Origin of the sequence: Streptococcus parasanguinis (assembly GCF_001073155.1) — a bacterium.
Taxonomy (GTDB): domain Bacteria; phylum Bacillota; class Bacilli; order Lactobacillales; family Streptococcaceae; genus Streptococcus; species Streptococcus parasanguinis_D.
Map to the genome: position 1 here is coordinate 1 of NZ_JVEE01000054.1, position 13609 is coordinate 13609.

The window sequence follows — 13609 nt, forward strand, 5'->3', positions numbered from 1 at the left end:
GAGAGCGACAAAGACCTTTGAAAACTGAACAAGACGAACCAATGTGCAGGGCGCTATAACTAAGGTTATAGTAACTGAACAATAAAAAAACAATAAATCTGTCAGTGACAGAATGAGTTTAAGACAAACAATTATTTTAATGAGAGTTTGATCCTGGCTCAGGATGAACGCTGGCGGCGTGCCTAATACATGCAAGTAGAACGCTGAAGCTTGGTGCTTGCACCGAGCGGAAGAGTTGCGAACGGGTGAGTAACGCGTAGGTAACCTGCCTCTTAGCGGGGGATAACTATTGGAAACGATAGCTAATACCGCATAAAAGTCGACATTGCATGATGTTGATTTGAAAGGTGCAATTGCATCACTAAGAGATGGACCTGCGTTGTATTAGCTAGTTGGTGAGGTAACGGCTCACCAAGGCGACGATACATAGCCGACCTGAGAGGGTGATCGGCCACACTGGGACTGAGACACGGCCCAGACTCCTACGGGAGGCAGCAGTAGGGAATCTTCGGCAATGGGGGCAACCCTGACCGAGCAACGCCGCGTGAGTGAAGAAGGTTTTCGGATCGTAAAGCTCTGTTGTAAGAGAAGAACGAGTGTGAGAGTGGAAAGTTCACACTGTGACGGTAACTTACCAGAAAGGGACGGCTAACTACGTGCCAGCAGCCGCGGTAATACGTAGGTCCCGAGCGTTATCCGGATTTATTGGGCGTAAAGCGAGCGCAGGCGGTTAGATAAGTCTGAAGTTAAAGGCTGTGGCTTAACCATAGTACGCTTTGGAAACTGTTTAACTTGAGTGCAGAAGGGGAGAGTGGAATTCCATGTGTAGCGGTGAAATGCGTAGATATATGGAGGAACACCGGTGGCGAAAGCGGCTCTCTGGTCTGTAACTGACGCTGAGGCTCGAAAGCGTGGGGAGCAAACAGGATTAGATACCCTGGTAGTCCACGCCGTAAACGATGAGTGCTAGGTGTTGGGTCCTTTCCGGGACTCAGTGCCGCAGCTAACGCATTAAGCACTCCGCCTGGGGAGTACGACCGCAAGGTTGAAACTCAAAGGAATTGACGGGGGCCCGCACAAGCGGTGGAGCATGTGGTTTAATTCGAAGCAACGCGAAGAACCTTACCAGGTCTTGACATCCCTCTGACCGCTCTAGAGATAGAGTTTTCCTTCGGGACAGAGGTGACAGGTGGTGCATGGTTGTCGTCAGCTCGTGTCGTGAGATGTTGGGTTAAGTCCCGCAACGAGCGCAACCCCTATTGTTAGTTGCCATCATTGAGTTGGGCACTCTAGCGAGACTGCCGGTAATAAACCGGAGGAAGGTGGGGATGACGTCAAATCATCATGCCCCTTATGACCTGGGCTACACACGTGCTACAATGGCTGGTACAACGAGTCGCGAGTCGGTGACGGCAAGCTAATCTCTTAAAGCCAGTCTCAGTTCGGATTGTAGGCTGCAACTCGCCTACATGAAGTCGGAATCGCTAGTAATCGCGGATCAGCACGCCGCGGTGAATACGTTCCCGGGCCTTGTACACACCGCCCGTCACACCACGAGAGTTTGTAACACCCGAAGTCGGTGAGGTAACCGTAAGGAGCCAGCCGCCTAAGGTGGGATAGATGATTGGGGTGAAGTCGTAACAAGGTAGCCGTATCGGAAGGTGCGGCTGGATCACCTCCTTTCTAAGGAAATGGAAACCTGTACGTTGGTCTTGTTTAGTTTTGAGAGGTCTTGTGGGGCCTTAGCTCAGCTGGGAGAGCGCCTGCTTTGCACGCAGGAGGTCAGCGGTTCGATCCCGCTAGGCTCCATTAACACTGTAAGGGTGTTAAGATTGAACATTGAAAATTGAATATCTATATCAAATAGTAACAAGAAAATAAACCGAAACGCTGTAAATATTTAAAGAGTTTAGGTCGCAAGACCAAAAATAAGGTTAAGTTAATAAGGGCGCACGGTGGATGCCTTGGCACTAGAAGCCGAAGAAGGACGTGACAAACGACGAAATGCTTTGGGGAGCTGTAAGTAAGCGACGATCCAGAGATGTCCGAATGGGGGAACCCACTAGCTAATGGCTAGTACTCCTATCTGTTAAGGATAGGTAGAGGAAGACGCAGTGAACTGAAACATCTAAGTAGCTGCAGGAAGAGAAAGCAAAAGCGATTGCCTGAGTAGCGGCGAGCGAAACGGCAGGAGGGCAAACCGAAGAGTTTACTCTTCGGGGTTGTAGGACTGCAATGTGGACTTAAAGATTATAGAAGAATGACATGGGAAGGTCAGCCAAAGAGAGTAAGAGCCTCGTATTCGAAATAGTCTTTATACCTAGCAGTATCCTGAGTACGGCGGGACACGAGAAATCCCGTCGGAATCTGGGAGGACCATCTCCCAACCCTAAATACTCTCTAGTGACCGATAGTGAACCAGTACCGTGAGGGAAAGGTGAAAAGCACCCCGGGAGGGGAGTGAAATAGAACCTGAAACCGTGTGCCTACAACAAGTTCGAGCCCGTTAATGGGTGAGAGCGTGCCTTTTGTAGAATGAACCGGCGAGTTACGATATGATGCGAGGTTAAGTTGAAGAGACGGAGCCGTAGGGAAACCGAGTCTGAATAGGGCGGAATAGTATTATGTCGTAGACCCGAAACCATGTGACCTACCCATGAGCAGGTTGAAGGTGAGGTAAAACTCACTGGAGGACCGAACCAGGGCACGTTGAAAAGTGCTTGGATGACTTGTGGGTAGCGGAGAAATTCCAAACGAACTTGGAGATAGCTGGTTCTCTCCGAAATAGCTTTAGGGCTAGCGTCGACATTAAGATTCTTGGAGGTAGAGCACTGTTTGGGTGAGGGGTCCATCCCGGATTACCAATCTCAGATAAACTCCGAATGCCAATGAATTATGGTCGGCAGTCAGACTGCGAGTGCTAAGATCCGTAGTCGAAAGGGAAACAGCCCAGACCACCAGCTAAGGTCCCAAAATAATTGTTAAGTGGAAAAGGATGTGGGGTTGCACAGACAACTAGGATGTTAGCTTAGAAGCAGCTATTCATTCAAAGAGTGCGTAATAGCTCACTAGTCGAGTGACCCTGCGCCGAAAATGTACCGGGGCTAAAACAATTTACCGAAGCTGTGGATACCTTTATAGGTATGGTAGGAGAGCGTTCTATGTGTGGAGAAGGTGTACCGTGAGGAGCGCTGGAACGCATAGAAGTGAGAATGCCGGTATGAGTAGCGAAAGACAGGTGAGAATCCTGTCCACCGTAAGACTAAGGTTTCCAGGGGAAGGCTCGTCCGCCCTGGGTTAGTCGGGACCTAAGGAGAGACCGAAAGGTGTATCCGATGGACAACAGGTTGATATTCCTGTACTAGAGTATGTAGTGAAGGAGGGACGCAGTAGGCTAACTAAAGCGTGCGACTGGAAGTGCACGTCTAAGCAGTGAGGTGTGAATTGAGTTAAATGCTTAATTCTATAACATTGAGCTGTGATGGGGAGCGAAGTTTAGTAGCGAAGTTAGTGACGTCACACTGCCAAGAAAAGCTTCTAGCGTTAATCATACTCTACCCGTACCGCAAACCGACACAGGTAGTCGAGGCGAGTAGCCTCAGGTGAGCGAGAGAACTCTCGTTAAGGAACTCGGCAAAATGACCCCGTAACTTCGGGAGAAGGGGTGCTGGCTTTCAGTCAGCCGCAGTGAATAGGCCCAAGCAACTGTTTATCAAAAACACAGCTCTCTGCTAAATCGTAAGATGATGTATAGGGGGTGACGCCTGCCCGGTGCTGGAAGGTTAAGAGGAGTGCTTAGCGTAAGCGAAGGTATGAATTGAAGCCCCAGTAAACGGCGGCCGTAACTATAACGGTCCTAAGGTAGCGAAATTCCTTGTCGGGTAAGTTCCGACCCGCACGAAAGGCGTAATGATTTGGGCACTGTCTCAACGAGAGACTCGGTGAAATTTTAGTACCTGTGAAGATGCAGGTTACCCGCGACAGGACGGAAAGACCCCATGGAGCTTTACTGCAGTTTGATATTGAGTGTCTGTGCCACATGTACAGGATAGGTAGGAGCCATAGAGATCGGGACGCCAGTTTCGATGGAGGCGTTGTTGGGATACTACCCTTGTGTTATGGCCACTCTAACCCGGTAGGTTCATCATCTACGGAGACAGTGTCTGACGGGCAGTTTGACTGGGGCGGTCGCCTCCTAAAAGGTAACGGAGGCGCCCAAAGGTTCCCTCAGAATGGTTGGAAATCATTCGCAGAGTGTAAAGGTATAAGGGAGCTTGACTGCGAGAGCTACAACTCGAGCAGGGACGAAAGTCGGGCTTAGTGATCCGGTGGTTCCGTATGGAAGGGCCATCGCTCAACGGATAAAAGCTACCCTGGGGATAACAGGCTTATCTCCCCCAAGAGTTCACATCGACGGGGAGGTTTGGCACCTCGATGTCGGCTCGTCGCATCCTGGGGCTGTAGTCGGTCCCAAGGGTTGGGCTGTTCGCCCATTAAAGCGGCACGCGAGCTGGGTTCAGAACGTCGTGAGACAGTTCGGTCCCTATCCGTCGCGGGCGTAGGAAATTTGAGAGGATCTGCTCCTAGTACGAGAGGACCAGAGTGGACTTACCGCTGGTGTACCAGTTGTCTCGCCAGAGGCATCGCTGGGTAGCTATGTAGGGAAGGGATAAACGCTGAAAGCATCTAAGTGTGAAACCCACCTCAAGATGAGATTTCCCATGATTATATATCAGTAAGAGCCCTGAGAGAAGATCAGGTAGATAGGTTAGGAGTGGAAGTTGTGTGAGCAATGGAGCGGACTAATACTAATAGCTCGAGGACTTATCCAAAGAGTCAGAAGATATTGACAACGAAAGGTTAACTTGTTAGAATATAGATGTTCAATTTTGAATGTTTAATCATTCAGAGTTAAGTGACGATAGCCTAGGAGATACACCTGTACCCATGCCGAACACAGCAGTTAAGCCCTAGAACGCCGGAAGTAGTTGGGGGTTGCCCCCTGTGAGATAAGGTAGTCGCTTAGCAAGAGATTGAGCCTAGTAGATACTAGGCTCATTTGGGAGTTTAGCTCAGCTAAGGAGAACGCAAGTTCGACTTTGTCGAAACTGACGTAAGTCAGTGCACGACAGGGATCCAGTGAGTTAAACGACCATTTGGGAGTTTAGCTCAGCTGGGAGAGCATCTGCCTTACAAGCAGAGGGTCAGCGGTTCGATCCCGTTAACTCCCATAGGTCCCGTAGTGTAGCGGTTATCACGTCGCCCTGTCACGGCGAAGATCGCGGGTTCGATTCCCGTCGGGACCGTTAAGATAATGAAAATTATTTTAAGACTCGTTAGCTCAGTTGGTAGAGCAATTGACTTTTAATCAATGGGTCACTGGTTCGAGCCCAGTACGGGTCATATTTTGCGGGTTTGGCGGAATTGGCAGACGCACCAGATTTAGGATCTGGCGCTTTACGGCGTGGGGGTTCAAGTCCCTTAACCCGCATAAGAGAATAATAATGAGCCGGCTTAGCTCAGTTGGTAGAGCATCTGATTTGTAATCAGAGGGTCGCGTGTTCAAGTCATGTAGCCGGCATTTTTTTATATAAAGAAAGCAATGCGAACGTAGTTCAGTGGTAGAACACCACCTTGCCAAGGTGGGGGTCGCGGGTTCGAATCCCGTCGTTCGCTTGAGGAGGCCGGGGTGGCGGAACTGGCAGACGCACAGGACTTAAAATCCTGCGATTGGTAACGATCGTACCGGTTCGATTCCGGTCCTCGGCATAGACAAAGGTTGAAAGAAGCACCCTTAGCTCAACTGGATAGAGTACCTGACTACGAATCAGGCGGTTAGAGGTTCGACTCCTCTAGGGTGCATGGTCGCAAGGCTATGTAATAATTGAATAGGAACGAGCACCCTTAGCTCAACTGGATAGAGTACCTGACTACGAATCAGGCGGTTAGAGGTTCGACTCCTCTAGGGTGCATAAAGCGTAAGCTTTAGATCGGGAAGTAGCTCAGCTTGGTAGAGTACTTGGTTTGGGACCAAGGTGTCGCAGGTTCGAATCCTGTCTTCCCGATAGTGTATCGAAAAAGTCTAATGGTTGACATTAGACTTTTTTTGTAGTTATTTTTTTATTAATTTATAAGAAAAAAGAGCTTTCGCTCTTTTCAACTTTATTTATTTCGCAGTTCAACATAACGGTTATACCAAATTTTGATATATTCCTCAGAAAAAGGACCTTTGTTTTGGTTTATCCAATCTACTAGAACCTTAACATTTTCCTTTAAAATAAAGTCGATGTCATCTGAATAGTGCATTTTTTCTTTATGCTGCTCGTATTCTTCAACATCTAACAATTTTTTTTCACCATTGGTAAAGACTTTGACATCGAGATCATAGTCGATATATTTTAAGGCTTCTTGGTCAATGTGAAAAGGACTTGCTAGGTTACAGTAGTAAGACACACCATTGTCACGGATCATGGCGATGATGTTAAACCAATATTTTTTATGGAAATATACGATCGCTGGTTCACGTGTAATCCAACGTCTACCATCACTTTCAGTCACAAGTGTATGATCATTTACTCCAATAATTGCATTTTCGGTTATCTTTAATACCATGGTGTCACGCCATGTTCGGTGTAAACTGCCATCATGTTTATAACTTTGAATTGTAATAAAGTCGCCTTCTTTAGGTAGTTTCATAACTTACCAACTTTCTACAATCTAAGTATATCCTCTATATTGTAACATATTTTTTAAAATTTTTTCTTATTTTTCTATGATATTTTCAATTTGAACACTGGAGAATGAATTATTCATCTAAGAAGTCTCTGATAGCTGATGTTATGTCAGTATAATCGTAGCCTTTTCTGGCTAGTGCCTGAGTCAAGCGTTGTTTGAGGTCATAGCCTTCATATTTTTTACTGTATTTACGGTATTGTTTTTCTAACTCTTTTAGAATGAGCTCATGTGTTGTTTCTTCATCTGTTTCGAGTTCGAGATTTTGTAAAGCTATTTGAGCTTGGTTGTACGCAAAGCCTTTTGAAATGAGTGCTTGGATAATCTTAGTTTCAATGGCTTTTAACGGATATTTTCCTTGGTATTTTTTTAGGAGTTTTATTGCGGTACGGTCGATCACTTCTGAGAAATCATAGTCTACAAGTATTTCTTGTAGGAGAGATTTTGGGATCCCTTTTTGTTGAATTTTTTGTTGTAATAAGGCAGGTCCTTTATCGCCACTGAGAAGGTTGGCTTCTATCAGGTTTCTTGCATATTGACGATCATCTAACCACTTGTCTTCTTTTAGGTGTTGGACCACTTTATCAATAATGCTACTATCAATTTCATATTTTGTTAGGTAGTCTCGGACTTCTTTTGTTGTCCGAGCTTTAAAAGAAAGATGGTAAAGGGCCAGGTTTTTACCATAGGAGTATTGAGCAAACTCTTGGATTTCTTTTAATTCTTCTTCACTGATTTCTTTATCTTTGGAAAGGAAATATTTGACGATGGTGTCTTCTGTAATATAAAGTTTTTGATCATTGTCTAATTCCAGGAGGTAGAGTCTTTTTTTCTTTTCTAGTTTTGTAATTTTCATATTTTTTCTTTTATCCAAACGCTTCAAAGGCAGCAACGAGTCGAAGTTTATGTATATCGACCTGATCTCTTCCATAATAGTCAAGAAATAGTTCAGCGTATTTAGGATCTTGTAGGTTATAGTTGAGGGACCAAACTGCCCAAAAGAGGTCGATATGCCGGTCACTGAAATCAGCCAAACCAAGATCAATAAAGCAAGAGAATTGGTCAGCATCTTTTAGAATAAAGTTCGGTAGACAGGCATCCCCGTGAATAAAGGCATCTGTCTTTAAAAGGTGCCCATGTTCTTGGATGAGTTGGAAGGCCTCTTCGCGACTGTTGATTTGGAATTGGGGTAGGAGCGCCTTGGCATAGAACTCACCTTTTTCATAGTTTTTCAAGGCTCTTTCTTTATAGGCTTGTAAATGATTATCTGATGGAAAATTTTTCGGATTTAAGCTGTGAAGCTTTTTAAGAGCCTCTGCCATGGTACGGCAGATTTTTTCTGGCTGGTCTAAAAAAGCGAGAGCATCATGGCCAATAGCCTCTTTAGTCAGGAGGTAGTCTTTATCTTTAGATAGATATTCGATAACTGGAGTTCCCAGTCCTTTGGTTTCAAACCACCTTGCAATGCTAGCTTCTCGCTCTAATCTTCCCTTTTGATCTATTTTCAAGTAGTAACCTGAATCAAGATAGAGAACCCTTGCGCCTGAATGAGAAGAGCTATCAGAAAGAGTTGCTCCCTCTATATAAGTTCGTAATTGCTCAGGAAAATCCAATGGGGAGAAATGAGATGTCTTTGTATTCATGGTTTTATTGTAACATATTCTTAACCATTGAGAAACTACGTGGTATAATAGACTTATGAGTCTTAAAGTCAAACAAAAAATTCCATTAAAAATCAAGCGTATGGGGATAAACGGGGAAGGTATCGGATTTTTCCAGAAAACCCTTGTTTTTGTTCCAGGAGCCCTCAAGGGTGAAGATATCTTCTGCCAAATTACAAGTGTCAAGAAAAATTTTGCGGAAGCCAAACTCTTATCTGTGAATAAAGCGTCTAAGTATCGGGTGACACCCATGTGTGATATCTATGAGACCTGTGGGGGCTGTCAAATCATGCATTTGAAGTATGACAAGCAGCTGGAGTTTAAAACAGATTTATTGCAACAAGCCTTGAAAAAGTTCTCACCTGAAGGCTTTGAACAGTATGACATTCGGCCAACAATCGGAATGCAGGAGCCTCTTTACTATCGGGCCAAATTGCAATTTCAAACAAGGAAATTTAAAGGCCAGGTCAAGGCGGGTCTCTATGCTCAAAATTCACATTATTTGGTAGAATTAAAAGATTGTTTGGTTCAAGATCAGGTTATTCAAGCGATTGCCAATGATTTTGCGGATTTATTGACTTACTATCAGATTCCAATTGCTGATGAGCGTAAAGAACTGGGTGTCAGAACTATGATGGTTCGACGAGCTCGGAAGTCTGGTCAGGTTCAGATAATTGTGGTCACCAGTCGGCAGATTAATTTAAAGGATTTAGTGGAAGACTTGGTTAAGAAACACCCTGAGATTGTCACCGTTGCTGTTAATAAAAATACGTCTCGCTCCAGTGAAATCTATGGTGAACAAACACAGATTATTTGGGGTGAAGAGGCTATTCTTGAAGGCGTTTTGGATTATGAATTCTCCCTCTCTCCTCGAGCCTTTTATCAACTGAATCCGGAGCAGACTGAAGTCTTGTATAGTGAAGCGGTCAAGGCTTTGGATGTATCGCCAGAGGATCATCTAATTGATGCCTACTGTGGGGTTGGAACGATTGGGTTTGCTTTTGCTAATAGAGTGAAAAGTGTTCGGGGGATGGATATCATTCCTGAAGCGATTGAAGATGCCAAATACAATGCTAAACGGATGGGATTTGATAATACCCACTATGAAGCTGGGACGGCTGAGGAAATTATTCCCCGTTGGTACAAAGAAGGCTATCGAGCAGATGCAGTCATTGTGGATCCACCCCGTACGGGTTTAGGGGCGAAATTGATCGAGACCTTATTGCACTATGCACCTGACAAGATGGTCTATGTCTCTTGTAATGTATCGACTTTGTCAAGAGATTTGGTAGCTTTGACAAAGGTCTATCGGGTTGAATACATTCAATCAGTGGACATGTTTCCACATACGGCAAGGACAGAGGCTGTCGTGAAGTTAGTGAAGAAGTGAAAATGAACGAAATGAGTAAAGGAAATAGGAAAATGGACAATGTTATTGATGTATCGATTCCAGTGGCTCAAGTCATTGATCAACATCCGGAAGTATTGGACTTGTTGGTGGAGTTGGGCTTTAAACCTTTAGCCAACCCCATCATGCGTAATACAGTTGGGCGCAAGGTTTCCTTGAAACAAGGATCAAATTTAGAAGGTACCCCCATGGAGAAGATTGTACAAACGCTAGAAGCTAATGGCTATGAAGTAGTGGGGCTAGACCAATGAGTGATGAACGAATTCATGTCTTGAGAGATATCTTATTAGACCTGCATCATGGAGCCTCTCCTGAGTCGGTCCAAGAGCGCTTTGATGCGACCTTTGCAGGGGTTTCTGCGATTGAGATCTCTCTCATGGAGCATGAACTGATGAACTCCGATGCAGGGGTTACTTTTGAAGATGTTATGGAGCTTTGTGATGTCCATGCCAATCTCTTTAAGAATGCGGTTCAAGGGGTCGAAGTAGCAGATACTGACCACCCAGGGCATCCTGTTCAAATCTTTAAACAGGAGAACTTAGCCCTTCGAGCCGCTATGATGCGGGTACGTCGCTTGCTAGACAATTATGAGACGACTGAGGATCCTGAGATGATTCAGGAGATTCATAAGGGCTTGTTACGTCAGCTGGGCTTGGTGGGTCAATTTGACCGGCATTACCGTCGTAAGGAAGAGTTGATGTTTCCGATTATGGAAAAATATGGTCATGATTCCCCACCAAAAGTGATGTGGGGAGTAGATGACCAGATTCGGGAACTCTTTGCTAAAACTTTGGATGCGGCAAAGAAATTACCGGATTCTAGTATTTCTGAAGTCAAGGAACGCTTTGAAGCCTTTGCACAAGAGTTTGAGGGCATGATCTTCAAGGAAGAGTCGATCCTCTTGATGATTTTGCTGGAGTCCTTTACCCAGGATGACTGGCTCTCCATTGCAGAAGAAAGTGATGCTTATGGTTATGCCATTATTCTCTCAAGTGAGAAATGGGTGCCGAAACGTGTGGACTTCAAGGAAGAAGGAGCAAGAGAGTCAGAGAGTTCAACTGAACCGCTTCCTTCTTCAAAAGGAGATGAGCACCGTCAGGTCATTGAGACTCCTGAGGGACAATTGACGATTACCTTCACGCCTAAGAAAAAAGAAGAGAGCTTCGATCGCAAGCAGCCACAAGCTTTTGGTCATGGATTTTTATCGGTGGAGCAAGCGAATTTAATCTTGAACCAGTTACCAATGGAGATCACCTTTGTCAATAAGGATGAAATTTTCCAATATTACAATGATGCTGCGCCTTTTGAGGAAATGATTTTTAAGAGGACGCCATCGCAGGTAGGACGCAATGTTGAGCTGTGTCACCCACCGAAATATTTGGAGAAGGTCAAAGCCATCATGCAGGGGCTTCGTGAAGGGAAAAAAGACAAGTATGAAATGTGGTTCAAATCAGAATCGCGTGGGAAATTTGTCCATGTCACCTATGCAGCAGTGCGTGATGAAGCGGGAGACTTTCAAGGCGTCTTGGAATATGTTCAGGACATTCAACCTTATCGGGAGATCGATACGGATTTTTATAGAGGAATGGAATAAAGATGAGTTACGAAACAGAGTTTATGAAGGAGTTTGAGGAGTGGATCAAGACCCAAGTTATGATCAATGAAATGGCTCTCGAAGAAAGTAAAAAGGTTTTTGATGAAGACCAGGACGAACGAGCTAAAATAGCCATGATTCGCTATGAAAGCCGTTTAGATGCTTATCAGTTCTTGCAAGGAAAGTTTGAAAATTTCCATGCTGGAAAAGGATTTCATGATTTACCAGATGGCCTCTTTGGTGAAAGAAAATATTAAAATGGCCTTATTGAAGGCGTTTTACTAGCTAGATTCACCTGAAAATTGTGCAATGACTTGATTTTTTAGGGGATTGTGATACAATAAAAAAGTTGAAATGACATCAACGGATTTTTGAATGGAATTATGGTGATGAAACCTTGTTGCCTTAGGAATTGATCACTGAATTTAGGAGGAAAAATGGCAAAGAAGAACGTAAACCGTGCGAAACAATACAAACATCAAAATAGACATCTTTTGAAAAAAGCTGTCGCAACTGTAACTGCAGCTGTGAAAGAAGCACCTAAAAAGGTTGAGAAAGCTACAAAAGCAGTGGCGAAAGAAGTGAAACATGCGGCTTCTTCAGTGGAAGAATTTGCTGCAAGTTTGGAAGGTGTGGCACTTGATCGTGCGCAAACATTCTATGATGAAGGTATTCGCTCTGTTGCGGACTTCGCAAACTGGACAGAAAAAGAGTTGTTGGCCCTTAAAGGAATCGGCCCAGCTACAATCAAGAAATTGAAAGAACTCGGCGTTAAATTTAAATAATCGCTTTTGTGATTTCTTGCTATTTCCAGGAAAACTTGCTAAAATGAACCTATTAGAGGTGTTTTGAATCCCACATTTTACAGAAAGTGGCGGTGCTGAGAAGTCCACAAATGTGTCAAAACTGGTTGCTAATAGATGAAAATGAAATAAACAAAGTTGCGGGCATTGCCCGAAATTGGGTGGTACCGCGGATTAATACATTCGTCCCTGTCAGATTAATGACAGGGACGATTTTTATTTTATCCCCCTAGCTGAAGGAGCTTGTCATGAAACAATCTTTTAACACCAGTAAACTCTACTATGGCTTTCCTATCTTCATCCTGGGGTATCAGGACCAGAACTTTGGACATAATATCACGACCTGCAGTTCCTCTTATAGCCTGGGCGATTGGCTGGTCATCGGGGTTGGTGCTGAGGAAAATGCGGCTGACCAGATTAAGCATTACCAACAGTTCAGCGTGAACATCCCTGATGAAAACTTTATGCTGGAGATGGAGCAGGCTGGCTTTATCAGCCATCGGGAGAAATTGAAACACCTGGGGCTAGACTACGAGATTTCTGAACGGACTCAGGCCCTGTTTTTAGAGGCTTGTCCAGTCGTTTTGGATTGCCAGGTGGATCGGATTATCGAGGAAGATGGTATCTGTCATATTTTTGCCAAGATTCTCGAGCGACTGGCTGATCCAGAGCTCTTAGATGATAAGGGGCATTTTATAAATGACCGTTTTGCACCGACCTACTTTATGGGGGACGGTCACCAGCGTGTTTATCGTTATCTGGACGACCGAGTCGATCCCATGGGAAGCTTTATCAAGAAAGCGAGGAAGAAAGATGACAAGAGCTGAACTGCCAGAAAGAATAGAAACCGAGCGTCTGGTCTTGCGAGTCCGAACAGTGGCGGATGTAGAAGATATCTTTGACTATGCTAGTCGTCCAGAAGTCTCTTACCCAGCAGGGTTTCCACCTGCCAAGACCTTGGAAGATGAGATTTATTACCTAGAACATATCCTTCCCGAACGTAATCAAAAGGATAATCTCCCAGCAGGCTATGGAATTGTGGTCAAAGGGACCGATAAAATCATAGGCTCAGTCGATTTCCCCCGTCGCTACGAAGACGATGTACTGGAGATTGGCTATACCTTGCACCCAGACTATTGGGGCCGAGGCTATGTGCCCGAAGCAGCGCGTGCCTTGATTGACCTAGGTTTTAAAGAATTGGGACTTCACAAGATTGAACTAACCTGCTTTGGCTACAATGCCCAAAGTCAACGTGTCGCTGAGAAGCTTGGTTTCACCCTTGAAGCTCGTATCCGAGACCGTAAAGATGCCCAAGGCAATCGCTGTGACAGTCTGATATACGGCTTGCTGAAGAGTGAGTGGGAAACTCAAGATCAACATTAAAAATAGAAATAACTAGAAAGGACACACA

Annotated in this window: 10 protein-coding genes, 11 tRNA genes and 3 rRNA genes; 21 read left to right on the forward strand and 3 right to left on the reverse strand. The window is 44.8% G+C overall.

Translation table 11 applies throughout. The annotated features are described in order from the left end of the window. The first annotated feature begins 135 nt into the window (after positions 1 to 135). The 14 genes from ADH92_RS09960 to ADH92_RS10025 all read left to right on the forward strand — a co-directional run bounded on the left by ADH92_RS09960 (position 136) and on the right by ADH92_RS10025 (position 6065). Positions 136 to 1683: ribosomal RNA gene (locus ADH92_RS09960) — 16S ribosomal RNA — on the forward strand. 53 nt (positions 1684 to 1736) lie between these two features. Beyond that, positions 1737 to 1809, forward strand: a tRNA-Ala gene (locus ADH92_RS09965). Positions 1810 to 1932: 123 nt separating this feature from the next. Next, positions 1933 to 4832 (forward strand): 23S ribosomal RNA (locus ADH92_RS09970). A 79-nt stretch (positions 4833 to 4911) separates the two neighbouring features. Continuing rightward, positions 4912 to 5027, forward strand: a 5S ribosomal RNA gene (gene rrf / locus ADH92_RS09975). The 16S, 23S and 5S rRNA genes sit together here with 11 tRNA genes alongside, the layout of an rRNA operon. A gap of 131 nt (positions 5028 to 5158) precedes the next feature. Next, positions 5159 to 5231: transfer RNA gene (locus tag ADH92_RS09980), tRNA-Val, on the forward strand. A 2-nt stretch (positions 5232 to 5233) separates the two neighbouring features. Then, positions 5234 to 5306 (forward strand) — tRNA-Asp (locus ADH92_RS09985). Between the two features lie 24 nt (positions 5307 to 5330). Beyond that, positions 5331 to 5403: transfer RNA gene (locus ADH92_RS09990), tRNA-Lys, on the forward strand. 6 nt (positions 5404 to 5409) lie between these two features. Beyond that, a tRNA-Leu gene (locus ADH92_RS09995) sits at positions 5410 to 5491 on the forward strand. A 17-nt stretch (positions 5492 to 5508) separates the two neighbouring features. After that, positions 5509 to 5581, forward strand: a tRNA-Thr gene (locus ADH92_RS10000). A gap of 23 nt (positions 5582 to 5604) precedes the next feature. After that, positions 5605 to 5676: transfer RNA gene (locus ADH92_RS10005), tRNA-Gly, on the forward strand. Between the two features lie 7 nt (positions 5677 to 5683). Continuing rightward, positions 5684 to 5769 (forward strand) — tRNA-Leu (locus tag ADH92_RS10010). 19 nt (positions 5770 to 5788) lie between these two features. Further along, positions 5789 to 5862 (forward strand) — tRNA-Arg (locus ADH92_RS10015). A gap of 36 nt (positions 5863 to 5898) precedes the next feature. Further along, positions 5899 to 5972, forward strand: a tRNA-Arg gene (locus ADH92_RS10020). A 19-nt stretch (positions 5973 to 5991) separates the two neighbouring features. Next, positions 5992 to 6065: transfer RNA gene (locus ADH92_RS10025), tRNA-Pro, on the forward strand. A 97-nt stretch (positions 6066 to 6162) separates the two neighbouring features. On the opposite strand, the gene ntdP is transcribed toward ADH92_RS10025, so the two are convergent. The 3 genes from ntdP to ADH92_RS10040 form a co-directional block, all read right to left on the reverse strand. Further along, positions 6163 to 6696 (reverse strand): nucleoside tri-diphosphate phosphatase, encoded by a 534-nt coding sequence (gene ntdP / locus ADH92_RS10030; protein WP_003005798.1) that lies wholly within the window; start codon positions 6694 to 6696, stop codon positions 6163 to 6165. 109 nt (positions 6697 to 6805) lie between these two features. Next, complete coding sequence (gene recX / locus ADH92_RS10035; RefSeq protein ID WP_049498316.1) at positions 6806 to 7588, reverse strand: recombination regulator RecX; 783 nt, start codon at positions 7586 to 7588, stop codon at positions 6806 to 6808. A 10-nt stretch (positions 7589 to 7598) separates the two neighbouring features. Next, a complete protein-coding gene (locus ADH92_RS10040; protein WP_049498318.1) occupies positions 7599 to 8375 on the reverse strand; it encodes an aminoglycoside 3'-phosphotransferase in 777 nt (258 codons plus the stop codon). Between the two features lie 55 nt (positions 8376 to 8430). Here ADH92_RS10040 and rlmD point away from each other — a divergent pair, with 55 nt between their 5' ends. From rlmD to ADH92_RS10075, 7 genes are all read left to right on the forward strand, one after another. Continuing rightward, the gene (gene rlmD / locus ADH92_RS10045; RefSeq protein ID WP_049474394.1) at positions 8431 to 9783 is read left to right on the forward strand and encodes a 23S rRNA (uracil(1939)-C(5))-methyltransferase RlmD; all 1353 of its coding nucleotides are present in this window, start codon (positions 8431 to 8433) and stop codon (positions 9781 to 9783) included. A gap of 32 nt (positions 9784 to 9815) precedes the next feature. Then, the gene (locus ADH92_RS10050; protein ID WP_049474395.1) at positions 9816 to 10052 is read left to right on the forward strand and encodes a DUF1858 domain-containing protein; all 237 of its coding nucleotides are present in this window, start codon (positions 9816 to 9818) and stop codon (positions 10050 to 10052) included. Further along, entirely contained in the window at positions 10049 to 11395 is a 1347-nt protein-coding gene (locus ADH92_RS10055) for a DUF438 domain-containing protein (RefSeq protein WP_049474396.1), read from the forward strand. The genes ADH92_RS10050 and ADH92_RS10055 overlap by 4 nt, the downstream gene beginning before the upstream one ends. Before the next feature lie 2 nt (positions 11396 to 11397). After that, positions 11398 to 11652 carry a DUF1912 family protein gene (locus ADH92_RS10060; protein ID WP_013903179.1) on the forward strand — a complete coding sequence of 85 codons (255 nt, stop codon included), beginning with the start codon at positions 11398 to 11400 and terminating at the stop codon, positions 11650 to 11652. Positions 11653 to 11832: 180 nt separating this feature from the next. Next, complete coding sequence (locus tag ADH92_RS10065) at positions 11833 to 12180, forward strand: helix-hairpin-helix domain-containing protein (RefSeq protein WP_049498321.1); 348 nt, start codon at positions 11833 to 11835, stop codon at positions 12178 to 12180. A gap of 266 nt (positions 12181 to 12446) precedes the next feature. After that, positions 12447 to 13025, forward strand: a complete 579-nt coding sequence (locus ADH92_RS10070) for a flavin reductase family protein (protein WP_049498322.1) — start codon at positions 12447 to 12449, stop codon at positions 13023 to 13025. Beyond that, positions 13012 to 13581, forward strand: a complete 570-nt coding sequence (locus tag ADH92_RS10075) for a GNAT family N-acetyltransferase (RefSeq protein WP_049498324.1) — start codon at positions 13012 to 13014, stop codon at positions 13579 to 13581. The genes ADH92_RS10070 and ADH92_RS10075 overlap by 14 nt, the downstream gene beginning before the upstream one ends. Positions 13582 to 13609: the final 28 nt, after the last annotated feature.

Bases quoted from the DNA above. Each gene is read 5' to 3' on its own strand.
- ntdP (WP_003005798.1), bottom strand. From the start codon at position 6,696: ATGAAACTACCTAAAGAAGGCGACTTTATTACAATTCAAAGTTATAAA.
- recX (WP_049498316.1), bottom strand. From the start codon at position 7,588: ATGAAAATTACAAAACTAGAAAAGAAAAAAAGACTCTACCTCCTGGAA.
- ADH92_RS10040 (WP_049498318.1), bottom strand. From the start codon at position 8,375: ATGAATACAAAGACATCTCATTTCTCCCCATTGGATTTTCCTGAGCAA.
- rlmD (WP_049474394.1), top strand. From the start codon at position 8,431: ATGAGTCTTAAAGTCAAACAAAAAATTCCATTAAAAATCAAGCGTATG.
- ADH92_RS10050 (WP_049474395.1), top strand. From the start codon at position 9,816: ATGGACAATGTTATTGATGTATCGATTCCAGTGGCTCAAGTCATTGAT.
- ADH92_RS10055 (WP_049474396.1), top strand. From the start codon at position 10,049: ATGAGTGATGAACGAATTCATGTCTTGAGAGATATCTTATTAGACCTG.
- ADH92_RS10060 (WP_013903179.1), top strand. From the start codon at position 11,398: ATGAGTTACGAAACAGAGTTTATGAAGGAGTTTGAGGAGTGGATCAAG.
- ADH92_RS10065 (WP_049498321.1), top strand. From the start codon at position 11,833: ATGGCAAAGAAGAACGTAAACCGTGCGAAACAATACAAACATCAAAAT.
- ADH92_RS10070 (WP_049498322.1), top strand. From the start codon at position 12,447: ATGAAACAATCTTTTAACACCAGTAAACTCTACTATGGCTTTCCTATC.
- ADH92_RS10075 (WP_049498324.1), top strand. From the start codon at position 13,012: ATGACAAGAGCTGAACTGCCAGAAAGAATAGAAACCGAGCGTCTGGTC.